At 59.8% G+C, this 16,219-nt stretch carries 15 protein-coding genes; 13 read left to right on the top strand and 2 right to left on the bottom strand.

What is annotated here, in order from left to right; genetic code table 11:
* Nucleotides 1-56: 56 nt before the first annotated feature.
* Nucleotides 57-614 (top strand): adenylate kinase, encoded by a 558-nt coding sequence (locus ACO07T_RS06920; RefSeq protein WP_422048792.1) that lies wholly within the window; start codon nt 57-59, stop codon nt 612-614.
* 54 nt (nt 615-668) lie between these two features.
* Here ACO07T_RS06920 and ACO07T_RS06915 read toward each other — a convergent pair whose 3' ends face one another.
* On the bottom strand, nt 669-1,727 hold the full coding sequence (locus ACO07T_RS06915) for an ABC transporter ATP-binding protein (protein WP_422048791.1): 1,059 nt from the start codon (nt 1,725-1,727) through the stop codon (nt 669-671).
* Nucleotides 1,724-2,518 carry an IclR family transcriptional regulator gene (locus ACO07T_RS06910; protein ID WP_209064345.1) on the bottom strand — a complete coding sequence of 265 codons (795 nt, stop codon included), beginning with the start codon at nt 2,516-2,518 and terminating at the stop codon, nt 1,724-1,726. Before ACO07T_RS06910 ends, ACO07T_RS06915 begins: the two co-directional genes overlap by 4 nt.
* A gap of 148 nt (nt 2,519-2,666) precedes the next feature.
* On the opposite strand from ACO07T_RS06910, the gene ACO07T_RS06905 reads away from it, so the two are divergent.
* The 12 genes from ACO07T_RS06905 (at nt 2,667) to ACO07T_RS06850 (ending at nt 16,129) form a co-directional block, all read left to right on the top strand.
* Entirely contained in the window at nt 2,667-3,923 is a 1,257-nt protein-coding gene (locus ACO07T_RS06905) for an ABC transporter substrate-binding protein (protein ID WP_209064347.1), read from the top strand.
* Between the two features lie 100 nt (nt 3,924-4,023).
* Entirely contained in the window at nt 4,024-4,950 is a 927-nt protein-coding gene (locus tag ACO07T_RS06900; RefSeq protein WP_422048790.1) for a carbohydrate ABC transporter permease, read from the top strand.
* Between the two features lies 1 nt (nt 4,951).
* Complete coding sequence (locus ACO07T_RS06895) at nt 4,952-5,800, top strand: carbohydrate ABC transporter permease (RefSeq protein ID WP_422048789.1); 849 nt, start codon at nt 4,952-4,954, stop codon at nt 5,798-5,800.
* The gene (locus ACO07T_RS06890) at nt 5,797-7,863 is read left to right on the top strand and encodes an alpha-galactosidase (protein ID WP_422048788.1); all 2,067 of its coding nucleotides are present in this window, start codon (nt 5,797-5,799) and stop codon (nt 7,861-7,863) included. The genes ACO07T_RS06895 and ACO07T_RS06890 overlap by 4 nt, the downstream gene beginning before the upstream one ends.
* Nucleotides 7,860-9,569 carry an IlvD/Edd family dehydratase gene (locus ACO07T_RS06885; RefSeq protein WP_422048787.1) on the top strand — a complete coding sequence of 570 codons (1,710 nt, stop codon included), beginning with the start codon at nt 7,860-7,862 and terminating at the stop codon, nt 9,567-9,569. Before ACO07T_RS06890 ends, ACO07T_RS06885 begins: the two co-directional genes overlap by 4 nt.
* Nucleotides 9,569-10,330, top strand: a complete 762-nt coding sequence (locus tag ACO07T_RS06880) for an SDR family NAD(P)-dependent oxidoreductase (protein ID WP_209064356.1) — start codon at nt 9,569-9,571, stop codon at nt 10,328-10,330. Before ACO07T_RS06885 ends, ACO07T_RS06880 begins: the two co-directional genes overlap by 1 nt.
* A 3-nt stretch (nt 10,331-10,333) precedes the next feature.
* Nucleotides 10,334-11,224: a 2-dehydro-3-deoxygalactonokinase gene (locus tag ACO07T_RS06875; protein ID WP_422048786.1), complete on the top strand. Its 891-nt coding sequence runs from the start codon at nt 10,334-10,336 to the stop codon at nt 11,222-11,224.
* A 4-nt stretch (nt 11,225-11,228) separates the two neighbouring features.
* Entirely contained in the window at nt 11,229-11,834 is a 606-nt protein-coding gene (locus tag ACO07T_RS06870; RefSeq protein WP_422048785.1) for a 2-dehydro-3-deoxy-6-phosphogalactonate aldolase, read from the top strand.
* A complete protein-coding gene (locus ACO07T_RS06865) occupies nt 11,831-12,691 on the top strand; it encodes an SMP-30/gluconolactonase/LRE family protein (protein WP_422048784.1) in 861 nt (286 codons plus the stop codon). Before ACO07T_RS06870 ends, ACO07T_RS06865 begins: the two co-directional genes overlap by 4 nt.
* The gene (locus ACO07T_RS06860) at nt 12,688-14,625 is read left to right on the top strand and encodes a beta-galactosidase (protein WP_422048783.1); all 1,938 of its coding nucleotides are present in this window, start codon (nt 12,688-12,690) and stop codon (nt 14,623-14,625) included. Before ACO07T_RS06865 ends, ACO07T_RS06860 begins: the two co-directional genes overlap by 4 nt.
* A gap of 146 nt (nt 14,626-14,771) precedes the next feature.
* Nucleotides 14,772-15,227: a MarR family winged helix-turn-helix transcriptional regulator gene (locus ACO07T_RS06855; RefSeq protein ID WP_422048782.1), complete on the top strand. Its 456-nt coding sequence runs from the start codon at nt 14,772-14,774 to the stop codon at nt 15,225-15,227.
* 5 nt (nt 15,228-15,232) lie between these two features.
* Nucleotides 15,233-16,129, top strand: coding sequence for an alpha/beta fold hydrolase (locus tag ACO07T_RS06850; protein ID WP_422048781.1), 897 nt, complete (start codon nt 15,233-15,235; stop codon nt 16,127-16,129).
* Nucleotides 16,130-16,219 lie beyond the last annotated feature (90 nt).

Genomic DNA, 16,219 nt, shown 5'->3' with positions numbered 1-16,219 from the left:
CGCATCGGCCTGTTTCGGCTAAAGCAGCGCAAAAATAGTATTGGGACACATCAAATATGACGCAGTCAGGCGAACAGCCAAAGATTTATGTTTTTGGCGCTTCCGGTAGCGGCTCCACCACTCTGGCGCAGCGCGTTGCGGAGGCCACTGGGCTTGTCCATGTGGATGCGGATGATCATTATTGGGCGCCCGTTGATCCGCCTTTTTCGGTGAAGAACCCGCCTCAGGAGCGGGTGCGCCTGATGAGAGAAGCAATGGGGGATGCTGGTTGGGTGCTGTCAGGATCCTGCAATGGCTGGGGCGAGTCGTTGATGGCGCAGGCTGATCTGTTGGTGTTTACAACGCTAGCGACGGAGATACGTATTCAGCGTTTACGCGCACGTGAATCCAAGCGTTTTGGCAACCGGATCAAAGAGGGCGGCGACATGTACCAAATCCATCGGGATTTCATCGAATGGGCAAAAGGTTACGATGATCCGGCGTTTCATGGCCGCAATATTGAGATGCATGAGCGCTGGATTGAGACGCAGGACACACCAATCTGCCGCATCGATTCCAGTGATCCACTCGACGTATCTGCGCAGGCGGTGTGCCGCGCGCTTGCTGAGCTCTAATGACAGACGCCCCGCTCAAAGAACGGGGCGTCTGTTTGTTTCTTGTTCCGTCACTCAGCGGATGCGCGCGCCGGTGTCGGGGTCAAACAGGTAGATGCGCTCAGCCGGGATTGTGAGGCCGACTTTTGCGCCCTCGGGGCTGCGATCATCGCCGCGTTCCTCAACAATCAGGCGGGTGTCGCCGATGCCGCCCAGATAGCAGTAGGACACGCCACCAAGCGCTTCAGTGAGCTCGATGGTGAGCTGGTCGGCGCTGTGATCCAGTTGCAGATGCTCCGGGCGAATGCCAAGCGTCACTTTGGTCTGGCTCTGCGGCAATGCGATGGGGGAGGGGATGGGCGCGGAGAAGGCCGGGTTTCTCAGCGTGCCGTCCACCACATCACAGTCCAGGAAGTTCATCGAAGGCGAGCCGATGAAGCCCGCCACAAAGCGGTTGTCGGGATCGCGGTAGAGATCCAGCGGCGCGCCGACCTGTTCGATACGGCCATCACGCAGCACCACGATCTTGTCGGCCATGGTCATGGCTTCGACCTGATCGTGGGTCACGTAGATCATGGTGGCGCCGATTTCCTGATGCAGGCGAGCGATTTCCACGCGCATGTCTACACGCAGTTCCGCATCCAGGTTGGAGAGCGGTTCGTCAAACAAGAAGACCTCCGGCCCGCGCACAATCGCCCGGCCAATGGCGACACGCTGGCGCTGACCACCTGAGAGCGCTTTGGGTTTTCGCTTGAGGTATTGATCCAGTTTGAGGATGGAGGAGGCCTTTTGCACCTTCTCCTCAATCTCGGCCTTGGGCACGCCGTTCATGCGCAGGCCAAAGCCCATGTTTTCGGCCACGGTCATATGCGGGTAGAGCGCGTAGGTCTGAAACACCATGGCGACGCCACGCTTGGCCGGATCCATGTGGGTGACATCGCGAGACCCGATGTTGATGGTGCCGCCGGTGGTCTCCTCCAGACCGGCGATCATGCGCAGCAGCGTGGATTTGCCGCAGCCTGACGGGCCAACAAACACACAGAATTCGCCATCTTCGATCTGCAGATCCACGCCGTGGATCACCTGCGTTTCGCCGTATTTCTTGATGGCCCCTTGCAGAGTTACGCCTGTCATGTGGTCGCTACCTTTTGTTGTCTGGTTTCGGGGAAACGCCATGCCTGGGCTTCCCGGCCAATTTGAGCGGCGGTTTCCATCACGCGCGGCGCCCAGGTTTCAAGTTGATCAAGTGAGGTTCGGCTGGTCGGGCCGGTCACGGACAAAGCGCCCAGCATGCGGCCATTGGGTGTGAGAACCGGCGCTGCGATACAGACGATGCCGGGTTCATGTTCTTCCCGGTCAAAGCCGTAGCCGCGCGCCCGGATGTTTTCGAGCTCGGCGCGCAAGTCTTCCCCTGTCACCAAGGTGGTGGGGGTGAAGCGGTGAAAGCTCTGTTGTGCTATCGCAGAAGCCAAAGTGGCTTCGTCCAGAAAGGCCATCATCGCTTTGCCAACGCCGGTGCAGTAGGCGGGGCCAACCTTGCCAGCTTGCGAGTACATCTCAACCGGGTCACGCGCGTTGCGTTTGTCCACATAGAGCACCTGCGAGGCGTCCAGCTGCGCGAGGTGCACGGTTTCACCGGTGGCTTGTGAGAGCGCATCCAGATGTGGGCGCGCGATGGGGGCAAGCGAGCTTTGTGTCCATGCGGCATGGGCCAGACGCACCAGACGAATGCCAAGCGTATAGGTTTGCCGCTCGCTGTCATAAGACAGCATGCCCTGATTGGTCAGGGTTTGCAGAAACCGATAGAGCGTCGCCTTCGGGAAGGCGCTTTGTTCCTGCAGCTCTCCAAAGCGCACAGGCCGCTCAAAGGCGGCCACTTGATCAAGCACATCCAGTGCTTTGCCGACTGTTCCGTCGCCTGCCATGACGCTTCTATGCTCCTCCGCTTTCCTGCGGATCCGCAGGAATCTGTTGACAACCTAGCTCGAACAGGGTGTAGTTTTCAATATGTAAAACGAGGTTTCAAATAATGAAACCAAAACTTACATAATTTTGGAGCACAGGGAGGACACAATGCTTTCCAAAATGAAAACCACTGCAGCCGCGGCCGCGGTTGCTTCGGCGTTTGCTGTACCGGCTTCCGCGGAGCTGAGCGGCGATCTGACCATTTTCCTGGACACGTCGAACCCGGCGCCGCGCGCGACAATGGAAGCGATGATTGCGCGTTTCGGTGAGAAGCACCCGGACCTGAACATCGAAACCACTGTGATCGATCGCGAAGCCTATAAGACCCAGATCCGCAACTTCCTGACCGCAAATGCGCCGGATGTTGCCACCTGGTATGCCGCCAACCGTATGCGCCCCTACGTAGAAGCGGGCCTGTTTGAAGATGTATCCGATCTCTATGCAGAGCCAGCCATCGCAGAAGGTCTGGCTTCCACCAAAGGCGCTCTGACCATTGACGACAAGCAGTGGGGCGTGGCCTACACCTACTATCAGTGGGGTGTTTACTACCGCAAAGACATCTTTGCCGAGCTGGGCCTGTCTGAGCCAACCACCTGGGACGAAGAGAAAGCCAACTGCGCCAAGATCGTAGACTCCGGCCGTGCCTGCTACACCATCGGCACCAAGTACCTGTGGACCGCTGGCGGCTGGTTTGACTATCTGAACATGCGCACCAACGGCTTTGATTTCCACATGGATCTGGCGGCTGGCAACGTGTCTTGGGAAGACGAGCGCGTGAAGCAGACCTTCATGAACTGGAAAGAGCTGATCGACATGGGGGGCTTTATTGCTGACCACCAGACCTACAGCTGGCAGGAAGCGCTGCCGTTCATGGTGAACGGTGAGGCGGCGGCCTATCTGATGGGTAACTTCGCAGTGGCTCCGCTGCGCGAAGCAGGTCTGTCTGATGACCAGCTGGACTTCTATCAGTTTGTGAAAATCAACCCGGACGTTGCACTCTCTGAAGATGCACCAACCGACACCTTCCACATCCCTGCAAACGCGAAGAACAAAGAAGCGGCACGTGAGTTCCTGCGCTTTGCCACTTCGCCAGAAGAGCAGACCATCATCAACAACGGCAAGAACCTGGGTCAGCTGCCTGTGAACGCTGCCTCCTCCGTGGATGATGACAAGTTCCTGCAGCAGGGCTTTGAGATGCTGTCCACCAACTCCACCGGTGGTGTGGCGCAGTTCTGGGATCGTGATGCCCCGGCAGAGATGGCCAAAGTCTCCATGGAAGGTTTCCAGGAGTTCATGGTGAAGCCAGATCAGCTGGACAAGATCCTGGCCAAGCTCGAGCGCGCACGCGGTCGTATCTACAAATAAAAACAAGGCGTTGGCTTGGCCGTCTGGCCAGTTGACCGCCGTTTGACACGAGAGGCGGGGGAATTCTCCGCCTCTCAGCCCTCAAACCCCGGGTTATGTTATGACCGTTTCTTCTGAAATTCCTGAAACCGAAAGCTGGTTCCACCGCAATCAACAGCGCATCGCGCCCTGGGTTTTCCTGGCGCCGGGCATCCTGTTTTTCGCGGTCTATGTGATCGCGCCGGTGTTCCAATCTTTCAACCTGTCGCTCTATGAGTGGGACGGGTTGGGCGAAAAGACCTATGTGGGCTTTCGCAACTATGAAGACCTTTATTGGGAGTATGTAGATCGAGACGCCTTCTTTGTGTCGTTGAAAAACAACGTGCTGTGGCTGTTTCTCTACCTGCTTGCCATTCCTGCTGGCCTGTTCATTGCGCTGTTTCTGAACCAGACCGTCGCGGGCATCCGTATCTATAAGTCGCTGTTTTTCTTTCCCTTCGTGATCAGCCAAGTGGTGGTTGGTCTGGTGTTCAGCTGGTTTTACGATCCGAACTTCGGCCTGCTGAACACGATGCTGGGCTGGGTCGGCATGGGCCCGATCAATGTGCTTGGGAACGAAGACCTTGTGACCTACGGCATCGTTGCTGCGGGTCTGTGGCCGCAGACGGCTTACTGCATGATCCTCTACCTCACCGGCCTGAACGCGGTGGATCCGGAGCAGATCGAGGCTGGGCGTCTGGATGGGGCGAAGGGCTGGAAAATGCTCTGGCACATTATCCTGCCGCAGCTGCGCCCGGCGACCTTCATTGCCTTTGTGGTGACGATCATCGGGGCGCTGCGCTCGTTTGATCTTATCTCCATTATGACACAGGGCGGCCCGTTTGGCAGCTCGCGTGTGCTGGCTTACTACATGTTTGAAGTGGCGCTGTCGGAATACGGTTTCCGCATGGGCTATGGTGCGGCGATTGCCGTGGTGCTGTTCCTGATCATGCTCTGCTTTATCACCTACTTCCTGTGGTCGATGTACCGCGAAGAGAAGGGGCGCTGAGATGTTTCCACAACCGATTGAAAAACAGCCTCATGCCGCGCAGCTTGCCTACAAGACCATGCTGCCGATTGCGCTGCTGCTTTGGCTCGCGCCACTGCTGGCCGTGGCTCTGTTCTCCATCAAGCCGGATGCGGATTTCACCTCCGGCAACTATTGGGGGCTGCCGTCAAGCTTTGAGGGGGCAGCGAACTATGGGCGGGTCTTCTTTGACTCCGATATGCCGCGCTATCTGCTGAATTCCTTCATGATCACCATTCCAACGGTGATCGGGGCGGTGGCGCTGAGCTCGATGACGGGGTTTGCGCTTGGGATTTACAAGTTCCGCGCCAACCTCTGGATCTTCTTTATGTTTGTGGCCGGAAACTTTGTGCCGTTTCAGATCCTGATGGTGCCGGTGCGCGACCTGACGCTGGACATGGGGCTTTACAACACCAAGACCGGTCTCGTGCTGTTCCATGTGGCCTTCCAGACCGGGTTTTGCACACTGTTTATGCGCAACTTCATCCGCGCTCTGCCATTTGAGCTGATTGAGGCGGCACGGGTGGAAGGCGTGAGCGAGTGGCGCATCTTCTGGTATGTGGTGCTGCCACTGATGAAACCGGCTTTGGCGGCGCTGTCGGTGCTGATCTTCACCTTCATCTGGAACGACTACTTCTGGGCGGTGGTGTTGACACAAGGGGCGGAGAGCCAGCCTGTGACCGCGGGGATCACCTCGTTTAACGCGCAGTATCGTGCGGCGTACCACCTGATGAGCGCAGGCTCGATTGTGGCGGCGCTGCCCCCTGTGGCGATGTTCTTCCTGATGCAACGGCACTTCATTGCCGGTCTCACTTTGGGAGCTGTGAAGTGACGCAAGCTTTGCAAACCTGGCGCATTGATGCGCCGGGTCAGACATTGGTGCTTGGTTCAGACGGGGGCGTGCCCGGCGCGCTCTACTGGGGCGCTCCGTTGCCTGTGGGAGACGATTTGAGCGCACTTGCAGCGGTGACCGCGCGAGACGTGACCGGCGGCATGATCGACGCACTGCCCGCCCTGTCGCTGTGTCCGGAAGCGGGCAACAGCTTTCAGGGGCAAGCGGGGCTGGTGGCTTACCGCGATGGGCAGGCGCTTTATCCACGTTTCAAGCTGGTTGAGGCCGACGGCGCGCGCTTTGTCTGCGAGGACGCGGAGGCCGAGCTGATCCTGACCTTCACTTTCGCCGTTGAGGGCGATGTGATTGCCGCGTCAACCACGCTGTCCTCCCATGCGGAGATCACCCTGCACCATCTGGCCGCGCCGGTGTTGCCGGGGGCGCAGATGGGGGCGGAGATTTTGCATTTCTCGGGCCGCTGGGTTGGTGAGTTTCAGATGGAACGCAGCCCATGGCGCGCAGGGGTTCTGATGCGGGAGGCGCGCACGGGCCGTTCCGGCCAGGAGCACCCGCCGCTGGCCTATTTTCCTGAGCAGGGCGCAAGCAATACACAAGGCCAGGTCTTTGCGATGCACTACGGCTGGTCCGGTGGGCACGTGATGTATGCCGAAGAGCTGCCCGATGGACGGCGTCAGATCCAGTGGGGCCATGCCACCGGAACGCGCCGCACAGGGACGCGGTTTGAGACCGGAAAGCTCTATCTCTCGGTGTCTGACACAGGGTTGAATGGCTGCGCGGTGGCGTTTCAGCGCCATCTGCAGGAGCATGTGGTGACCTGGCCGCATCCGGAGCGTCCGCGCCCGGTGCACTACAATTGCTGGGAAGCGATCTACTTTGACCACGACTTTGAGGAACTCAAGGCGATTGCCGACCGGGCGGCGGCGCTGGGCGCGGAGCGCTTTGTGCTGGACGATGGCTGGTTCGGGAAGCGCGATGACGACACCTCCAGCCTTGGGGATTGGGACATTGATCCACGCAAGTGGCCGGACGGGCTGAGCCCGCTGATTGATCATGTGGCGTCGCTTGGGATGGTGTTTGGCCTGTGGTTTGAGCCGGAGATGGTCAACCTCGACAGTGATCTGGCACGGGCACATCCGGAGTGGATCCTGGGGCCGGTGGATCAGATCGAAGGGCGCCAGCAGCGGGTGCTGGATATGGCCAATCCTGAGGTGCGCGACCACCTTTACGGCAAGATCAGCGCGATCCTGGAAAGCCACGACATTGATTACATCAAGTGGGATCACAACCGCTTGCTGCCCGTGGCCGATGCGGCGCAGGCGGAGGGCATCTATGCGCTGATGGGGGCGCTTCGCGCGGCTTTCCCGCAGGTGGAAATCGAGAGCTGCGCCTCTGGTGGGGGGCGGATCGATGCGGGGATTTTGCGCCATACGCAGCGGGTTTGGCTGAGTGACAGCAATGACGCGCTGGAGCGGTTGCGCATTCAGCATGATGCGGCGCTGATGCTGCCCGCGGCGATCACCGGCAGCCACGTTGGGCCACGCCATTGTCACACCTCCGGACGGGTGCATGACATCCATTTCCGCGCCTGGGTGGCGGCGCAGCGGCATATGGGGTTTGAGATGGATCCCCGTGAGCTGACCGATGCGGAAGCGGAGGTGCTGCGCCGTGTCACCGCGTGGTGGAAGGTCAATCGGGACTGGCGCATGTCAGCGGACATTCTGCGGCTGGACGTTGCGGACAGCAGTGTGATTGCGGAGCAGCAACTGGCGCAGGACAAGACGCGCTTTGTGGTTTTTGCCGGTAAGGCGGACACCGGGAGTCAGATCATGCCGCGCCCTCTGAGGCTCACGGGTTTGGAGCCGGATGCGCGCTATGAAATTGAGCTGATCAACCGCGATGAGGCACATCATTTGTCCCGTCGCGAGATGCCGATAAAAGACAGGCCGCTCACGGTGAGTGGCCAGATATTGATGCAACACGGACTCATCCTGCCGTGGTCCTTCCCGGACCGGATGTGGGTGATTGAAGGAAAACGAGTATGACCAAGAAACGCCGCTCCCAGCATTGGTATGGCAAGCTGGACAAAGACGGGTTCATTCACCGCAGCTGGATGAAAAACCAAGGCTTTCCGGATCACGCTTTTGATGGGCGCCCGATCATCGGGATTTGCAACACCTGGTCGGAGCTGACGCCTTGTAACTCGGGTCTACGCACGCTGGCCGAAGGCGTGAAGCGCGGGGTCTGGGAGGCGGGTGGCTTCCCGGTCGAGTTCCCGGTGATGTCGCTGGGTGAAACCCAGATGAAGCCCACTGCGATGCTGTTCCGCAATCTGCTGGCGATGGATGTGGAAGAGAGCATCCGCGCCTATGGGATTGACGGTGTTGTGCTGCTGGGCGGCTGTGACAAGACCACGCCGGGGCAGCTGATGGGCGCGGCGTCTGTGGACCTGCCGACCATCGTTGTGAGCTCCGGCCCGATGCTGAACGGGAAGTTCAAGGGCAAGGACATTGGCTCTGGCACCGATGTCTGGAAGTTCTCTGAAGAGGTCCGCGCGGGCGAGATGACCTTGCAGGATTTCATGAATGCGGAAAGCGGCATGAGCCGCAGCGCGGGCGTGTGCATGACCATGGGCACGGCCTCCACGATGGCCTCCTTGGTGGAAGCCATGGGCATGGCGCTGCCGACCAATGCGGCATTGCCTGCGGTGGATGCGCGCCGGATGGCGCTGGCGCATCTGACCGGCAAACGCATTGTGGAGATGGTGGATGAGGATCTGAAACCTTCTGACATCCTCACCAAAGAAGCCTTTGAAAACGCCATTCTGGCCAATGCGGCAGTGGGGGGCTCCACCAACGCTGTGGTGCATTTGCTGGCGCTTGCGGGCCGTGTGGGTGTGGACCTGACGCTGAAAGATTTTGAGATCGGCTCAGACATCCCGCTGCTGGTCAACTGTATGCCGTCGGGCAAATACCTGATGGAAGATTTCTGCTATGCAGGCGGTGTGCCTGCCGTGTTGAGCCAGTTGAAGGATCACGTGCGTCCGGCCAACACCGTGTTGGGCAAAGATATTGCGACCTATCACGAGGGGGCTGAGATCTATAATGACGACGTGATCCGCCCGCTCGATAATCCGGTTAAACCCGCCGCCGGTCTGCGTGTGCTGCGGGGCAATCTTGCGCCCAACGGGGCGATTGTGAAGCCTTCCGCGGCGACGGATGCGCTTTTGGAGCATGAGGGCGAGGCCTTTGTGTTTGAGAACATCGAAGACCTGAAAGCCAATATTGACCGTGACGATCTGCCGGTGACGCCGGAAACTATTCTGGTGCTGAAAGGCTGTGGCCCGAAGGGCTATCCGGGGATGCCGGAGGTGGGCAATATGCCGATTCCGGCCAAGCTGGTGAAAGAGGGCGTGCGAGATATGATCCGTGTGTCGGATGCGCGTATGTCAGGCACGGCCTTTGGCACGGTGATCCTGCATGTCAGCCCGGAAGCACAGGCCGGGGGCACGCTGGCGCTGGTGAAAACCGGTGACCGCATCAAAGTGTCAGCGCAAAACGGTGTGCTGGAGCTGCTGGTGGATGAAGCAGAGCTTGAGGCGCGCCGTACCGACTGGCAGCCCGATCCAGAGCATTATACACGCGGCTACGCAAAACTTTATTACGACCACGTGTTGCAGGCCGACAAAGGTGCGGACCTCGACTTCCTCGTCGGCAAGGATACACGTTTGGTCACACGGGAGAGCCACTGATGGCAGGCACGATTTTTCCAGATCTCAAAGGCAAGTCCGTTTACATCACAGGCGGGGCCAGTGGAATCGGCGCGGCCCTGACCGACGGGTTCATGGCGCAGGGCGCAAAGGTGGCCATCATCGGGCGCTCCGCTGCGGATGACTTCATCGCAGAGATGGAAACCAAACACGGCGCAACGCCTCTGTTCATGCAGGGTGATATCTCTGACATTCCGCGTCTGCGCGAGACCATCCAGCAGGCGGTGGGAGAACACGGCGGTCTGGATGTGGTGGTGAACAACGCCGCCAACGACCAGCGCCATGCACTCGATGAGGTGGACGAAGCGTTCTACGACTGGATGCAGGCGGTGAACCAGAAAGCCTATTTCTTTGCCTGTCAGGAAGCGGCGCGGCAGATGACGGACGGCGGCTCGATCATCAATTTCAGCTCGATCAGCTACATCATGGGCAACGCAGGCTACCCGATTTACACGGCGGCCAATGCGGCGATCACGGGGATGACCCGTTCGCTGGCGCGGGAGCTGGGGCCAAAAGGCATTCGCGTCAATGCGCTGGCACCTGGCTGGGTGTTGACCCAGAAACAATTGGACATGTGGGCCGAGCCGGAGGCGCTGGCGGCGCATATGGAGCGTCAGTGCCTCAAAGAGCATCTGAAGCCCGAGGATATGATCGATCCGACGCTGTATCTCGCCTCCAATGCCAGCCGGATGATGACGGGCCAATGTATGGCAGTGGACGGCGGCGTTGTGGTTTCGGGGTAAGTGATGAGCGTGCAAGCAGAATGGATTGCGGTGGATTGGGGCACCTCTCGGTTGCGGGTCTTTGCTATGGCGGGCGAGAGGGTGCTGGCCACGGCAGAGTCCGAGCAGGGCATGTCCAAGCTCAGCAAGGCAGAGTTTGAGCCAGCTCTGATGGCGCTGGTTGGCGATTGGCTGGGCGATGGCGTGACCGATGTGATTGCCTGCGGCATGGTTGGCGCGCGTCAGGGTTGGGTTGAGGCGCCTTATAGCGCGGTGCCTGCGCCTGCCTTGGCGGAACGGATCATTCGCGTGCCAGACACGGATGCGCGCCTGCGCGTGCATGTGGTGCCGGGCCTGAAGCAGATGAAACCCGCCGATGTGATGCGGGGCGAAGAGACCCAGGTTGCTGGGTTTCTGTCCAAGCATCAGAACTGGGACGGTGTTTTGTGCCTTCCGGGGACCCATACGAAATGGGTGCACGTGAGCGCGGACGAGGTGGTGAGCTTTCGCACCTTCATGACCGGAGAGATGTTTGCGCTTCTGTCCAAACAGTCGGTGCTGCAGCACTCGGTTGGCGAAGGCTGGGACGAAGAGGCCTTCCGCGCGGGCATGGATGTAACGCTGTCGCGCCCGGAAAATCTCGCGACAGAGCTGTTTGCGATCCGGGCCAGCGACCTGCTGGAGGCGACGCCTGCGGCTGTTGGCCGTGCGCGGCTCTCCGGCCTTTTGCTGGGCGCTGAGTTGGCGGCATCGCGCCCCTATTGGCTGGGGCAGCAGATCGCAGTGATTGGCGATGCGGCGCTTTCAAATATCTACGCTGAGGCGCTCAAGGCGCAGGGCGGGTTTGTCTCTGTGGTGGACTGCCAGGAAATGACACTTGCGGGGCTGATCGCCGCGCGCAACCTTTTGGGATAACAACATGAGCCGGTCGATTATTGCGATCTTGCGCGGGGTGACCCCGGGCGAAGTGGACGCGATTGCACAGGAAATTCTCGCTGCAGGCATTGATAAGATCGAGGTGCCGCTGAACTCGCCGGAGCCGCTGGAGAGCATCGGGTTGCTGGCAAAATCCATCGGCGCGCAAGCGCTTGTGGGCGCGGGTACGGTGCTCGATGTGGCGCAGGTGGACGCGGTGAAAGCGGTTGGTGGGCAGTTGATTGTTTCGCCCAACTGCGATGTGGACGTGATTGCCCATACCGCAAGCCTTGGCATGGAAAGCTGGCCCGGCGTGTTCACCCCGACAGAAGCTTTTGCCGCGCTGAAGGCTGGCGCAACAGGGCTGAAGCTGTTCCCCGGTGATATGGCGGGGCCAGCAGGCCTTAAAGCGATGCGCGCCGTGCTGCCCAAAGACCGTGCAGTCTATGCTGTGGGCGGTGCGGGGCCGGATAACTTTGGTGAGTGGGTCGCGGCAGGCGCGAGCGGGTTTGGCATCGGCTCTGCGATCTACAAGCCGGGGATGAGTGCAGCTGATGTGCGCGCCAAGGCAGATGCGATTGTGGCGGCCTATGATGAGGCCATGGCATGAGCGTGGTCTTTGACAATCGGGTCTGTGAACTGGGTGAAGGGCCGCTCTGGCATCCGGTGCGTGAGCAATTTTACTGGTTTGATATCAAAGGCAAACGCCTGCTGACCCAGAAAGAGGGCGTGCAGCAGGAATGGGTGTTTGATGAGTTCTTCTCCGCCGCTGGTTGGGTGGATGAGGAGACACTCCTCGTGGCCTCAGAGACCGCGCTGTGGCGGATGGATCTGGAATGCGGCCTGCGGGAGCATGTGGTCGATTTGGAAGCCGACAATCCGGTGACCCGCTCCAATGACGGGCGCGCGGATCCTTGGGGCGGTTTCTGGATCGGAACCATGGGGAAATCTGCGGAGGCCAAAGCAGGGGCGATCTATCGCTTCTACAAAGGGGAACTGCGCCAGGTGGTTGGAGACATCACCATCTCCAACGCGATCTGTTTTGATCAGACACGCGCCTGTGCCTATTACACCGACACGCCAACAGGGCAGGTGATGCGCCAAAGCGTGGATCCGGAGACCGGCTGGCCTGAGGGCGCGGCGGAGGTTTATCTCGACCTGAAGCCGGAAGGGTTGAACCCGGATGGCGCGGTCGTGGATGCCGAAGGCAATGTCTGGATCGCGCAATGGGGGGCCTCGCGTGTGGCGGTCTATGATCCTGCGGGCAGCTTTGTGAAGGCCGTGGAGGTGGGCGGGGTACAAGCCTCTTGTCCGGCCTTTGGTGGCCCCGAGCTGCGTGATCTCTATGTCACCACAGCGGCGGAAGATCTGGCGGCTGATGTTCTGGCTGCTGAGCCACAGAACGGTATGACATTTGTGCAGGAAAACGCCGGTCAGGGCGTTGCGGAACCGCGGGTGATCCTATGAAGCAAGAGCTGGGCGTCTGTTATTATCCGGAGCACTGGCCGGAGGAGATGTGGGCGAAAGATGCTGCCAATATGATCGCGGCAGGCATCATCTGGGTGCGGATTGGCGAGTTTGCCTGGAGCCGCATGGAGGCTGTGGCGGGCACGCTGACGCTGGAATGGCTGGACCGCGCGATTGAGGTGCTGGGCAGCGCTGGCCTGAAGGTTGTGCTGGGCACACCGACCGCGACACCGCCGCGCTGGATGATCGACAAACACCCCGACATGCTGGCGGTGGATGAGGCTGGCAATCCGCGCAAGTTTGGCTCCCGTCGGCATTATTGCTTCAGCCATGAAGGGTTTAAGGCGGAAAGCGCGCGGATCACCAAGATCATTGCGGAGCGCTATGGCAGTAACCCATATGTGGCTGCGTGGCAGACCGACAATGAGTACGGCTGTCACGACACGATCATCAGCTATTCAGAACCTGCAAAGGTCGCGTTTCAAGCCTGGTGCAAGGCGCGCTATGGCACTGTTGAGGCTCTCAATGAGGCCTGGGGCAATATCTTCTGGTCGATGGAGTATTTCTCCTTTGATCAGATCGACTTGCCCAACCTCACGGTGACCGAGCCGAACCCCGCACATGTGCTGGCCTTCCGCCGGTTTTCTTCGGACCAGGTGGTGGCGTTTAACAAGGTGCAGACCGATATTCTGCGCGCCCACACGGATGCGCCGCTGATCCACAACTACATGGGGCGCATTCTGGAATTTGACCATTTTGACGTGGGCGAAGATCTCGATATCGCGAGCTGGGACAGCTATCCGATTGGCTTCCTGTCTGACCGATTGGAAGCGTCAGAGGACCATAAGGCGCGGTTCCTGCGCCAGGGCGATCCCGACATGCAGGCTTTCCACCACGATCTTTATCGTGCGGTAGGCAAGGGCCGTTGGTGGGTCATGGAACAGCAACCCGGCCCGGTAAACTGGGCACCGTACAACCCCGCGCCTTTGCCAGGGATGGTGGCGCTGTGGTCGCTGGAGGCCTTTGCCCATGGGGCAGAGGTGGTGAGCTATTTCCGCTGGCGGCAGGCACCTTTTGCGCAGGAGCAGATGCACGCCGGGCTGCAAACGCCCGATGGTCGTGAAGCACCGGGCATGGATGAGGCGCGCGCGGTGGCCAAGATATTGGCCGCTTTGCCCTCGCAAGAGACACAGCAGGCCGAAGTGGCGCTGGTGTTTGATTATCCTTCGGATTGGGCTTGGCACACACAGCCGCAGGGCGCTGGGTTTGACTATTTCAGACTGGTGTTTTCGGCCTACCGCGGGCTGCGCCGTGCGGGGCTTTCGGTGGACATCGTAAGCGCATCTTGCCGGGATTTCACAGGCTACAAAGCGGTGTTTACACCGGGCGTGGCGACGGTGGATCCGGCATTGGTGGAGGCGGTGAGTGCGGCTGGCGCGCTGGGCATCTACGGGCCGCGCACAGGGGCGATTACCGAAGACTTCTTTATCCCTGCGGGTGGACGCCCGGAGTTGCCGGGGCTGGATGTGCGCGTTGAGCTGATTGAAAGCATGCCACCTCATGCGGGGATACCGGTTGCTGGCGGTGGTGTGGCCGATCACTGGCACGAACGGCTGAGCGGCGCAGCAGAGGTGTTGCTGGCAACCGAGGCTGGCGCGCCGGTGCTGATGGGGCAGGGAGACCGTTGGTATCTCGGCAGCTTCCCCGACGATGCGTTGTGGGATCGGCTTGTGGCTATGGTGGCTGCGAAGGCTGGTTTCACTGTCAGCCCCGTGCCGGAAGGCCTGCGCAAACGCCGCTTTGGAGAGCTGGAATTTGTGATCAACTACAATGGCTTTGCGGAAAGCCTTGGGGATTTGACAGTGCCCGCCTGTGGCGTTGCGGTGCTCAAAGACGGCGCGCCAATTGCGGTGAGTGATCTGAGCCGGAGCTGATCTAGGTCTTCCAAATTGATACACAGAAAGGGCGAGGGGGTTTCTCTCGCCCTTTTTTGGTTGGCGTGACGTCAACGTCAAGATGGCTTGTCAAAGCAGATGGTTCGTATACGAATTAGACGAAACAAATTCGGATGCGAACCAAAATGGCCAGACAACCCCGTCTGTTTTTTCTGATCAACAAAGCCTATGCGGCGCTGGCGCGGGCGTCTGAGCGAAAGACGCAAGCCCAGGCTGGGCTGTCGATGCCGCAACACGGTGTCTTGGCGCTTTTGTCCAAAGAGGACGGTCAAACGGTGACCGATTTGGCCAAGGCGCTTTCGATGCGCAAATCAAGCCTCAGCGGGTTGATTGACCGTATGGTGGAGCGCGGCTTTGTCCGTCGTGCGCGTGAGGATGCTGATGGGCGCGTGGTGAGAGTATACCTTGAACCGTCTGCGCAGGACTTACTGCACCGCACGTTGCCTTTGGTTCAGCACATCAACGGGCTTCTGCTCGCGCCTTTTGACGAGGCTGAACAGGAGGTGATCGGGCGGTTCCTGAGCCATATGGCTGAGAATGCGGAAGAGATCATTGATCAGGTGGACCTTTCTGAGGAGTAGGTGTGATGTTGGATATGAGTGAAGTTGCTGTCGAAGATGTAACGCTCACCACGGAGGATGGCACCGCGTTGGCCGGCACGCTCTATCGAGGGGCTGCGCCGCAGGTGGCGATCCTGATTTCGGCAGGGACCGGATATCCGCGCAGGTTTTATCGTCATGCGGCGGCCTATCTGGCGGCGCGGGGGGCGGTGGTGCTGACCTATGATTTTCGGGGAATTGGCGAGAGCGGGGCAAAGGACCTTGCAGCATCGAAGATCGACTACCCCGACTGGGGACGGCAGGATATGACGGCGGCGCTAAGCTGGTTGGCGCAGGAAGCGGAGGAGCTGCCGCTGACCACATTGGGACACAGCGTTGGCGGGCAGTTTGTCGGGTTTGCGCAGAACAATACGCTGGCGGTGCGACATGCTTTTGTGGCGGTGGGCAGTGGATACTGGCGGCTGCACAAGCTAGCTAATTGGCCGCTGGAGCTGTTTTGGTGGTGGGGCTATGGCAGCTATTGCCTTGCGCGATATGGATTTATTCCGGCCGGCGGCATCTGGGGCGGAGAGGCTCTGCCGCCTAAGGTGTTTCGGACATGGCGGCGGTGGAGCAGCCGGAGGAGCTATCTGTTGCCGGACCTCGCCTCAGGCAAATACCCGCATCACTACGATCAGGTGACCGCCCCGATATGTTCCTGGTCCCTGAGTGATGATCCGATTGCAACTGAGGCCGCCTCGGAAGACACGCTGTCTTATTACTCCCATGCAGAGAAGCATTTGGCTTTGCGCAAACCAGGGGCGCTGGGTGTCAAGAAGCTGGGTCACGAAGGAGCGTTTCGCAAAGGGCGAGAGGCGCTTTGGGCGGAGCTGTGGGAGTGGCTGGCGGAAGGGGCGTTGCCTGAGGGGGCTGTGGCGAAATGATTGGTGAGGTGCGCAGAGATTGCGCACCCTACGGAGTGGTTGTGGCATAGAAAAAGGCCGGTGTGGGGACACACCGGCCTTTTGTTTTGA

Source organism: Shimia sp., assembly GCF_965227725.1.
GTDB lineage: Bacteria > Pseudomonadota > Alphaproteobacteria > Rhodobacterales > Rhodobacteraceae > Shimia.
Note: the sequence above shows the minus strand (reverse complement) of the source record. Positions and strands in the feature narration are given on the sequence as shown.

Bases quoted from the DNA above. Each gene is read 5' to 3' on its own strand.
- ACO07T_RS06905 (WP_209064347.1), top strand. From the start codon at position 2,667: ATGCTTTCCAAAATGAAAACCACTGCAGCCGCGGCCGCGGTTGCTTCG.
- ACO07T_RS06860 (WP_422048783.1), top strand. From the start codon at position 12,688: ATGAAGCAAGAGCTGGGCGTCTGTTATTATCCGGAGCACTGGCCGGAG.
- ACO07T_RS06885 (WP_422048787.1), top strand. From the start codon at position 7,860: ATGACCAAGAAACGCCGCTCCCAGCATTGGTATGGCAAGCTGGACAAA.
- ACO07T_RS06875 (WP_422048786.1), top strand. From the start codon at position 10,334: ATGAGCGTGCAAGCAGAATGGATTGCGGTGGATTGGGGCACCTCTCGG.
- ACO07T_RS06900 (WP_422048790.1), top strand. From the start codon at position 4,024: ATGACCGTTTCTTCTGAAATTCCTGAAACCGAAAGCTGGTTCCACCGC.
- ACO07T_RS06920 (WP_422048792.1), top strand. From the start codon at position 57: ATGACGCAGTCAGGCGAACAGCCAAAGATTTATGTTTTTGGCGCTTCC.
- ACO07T_RS06880 (WP_209064356.1), top strand. From the start codon at position 9,569: ATGGCAGGCACGATTTTTCCAGATCTCAAAGGCAAGTCCGTTTACATC.
- ACO07T_RS06855 (WP_422048782.1), top strand. From the start codon at position 14,772: ATGGCCAGACAACCCCGTCTGTTTTTTCTGATCAACAAAGCCTATGCG.
- ACO07T_RS06865 (WP_422048784.1), top strand. From the start codon at position 11,831: ATGAGCGTGGTCTTTGACAATCGGGTCTGTGAACTGGGTGAAGGGCCG.
- ACO07T_RS06910 (WP_209064345.1), bottom strand. From the start codon at position 2,518: ATGGCAGGCGACGGAACAGTCGGCAAAGCACTGGATGTGCTTGATCAA.
- ACO07T_RS06870 (WP_422048785.1), top strand. From the start codon at position 11,229: ATGAGCCGGTCGATTATTGCGATCTTGCGCGGGGTGACCCCGGGCGAA.
- ACO07T_RS06915 (WP_422048791.1), bottom strand. From the start codon at position 1,727: ATGACAGGCGTAACTCTGCAAGGGGCCATCAAGAAATACGGCGAAACG.
- ACO07T_RS06850 (WP_422048781.1), top strand. From the start codon at position 15,233: ATGTTGGATATGAGTGAAGTTGCTGTCGAAGATGTAACGCTCACCACG.
- ACO07T_RS06895 (WP_422048789.1), top strand. From the start codon at position 4,952: ATGTTTCCACAACCGATTGAAAAACAGCCTCATGCCGCGCAGCTTGCC.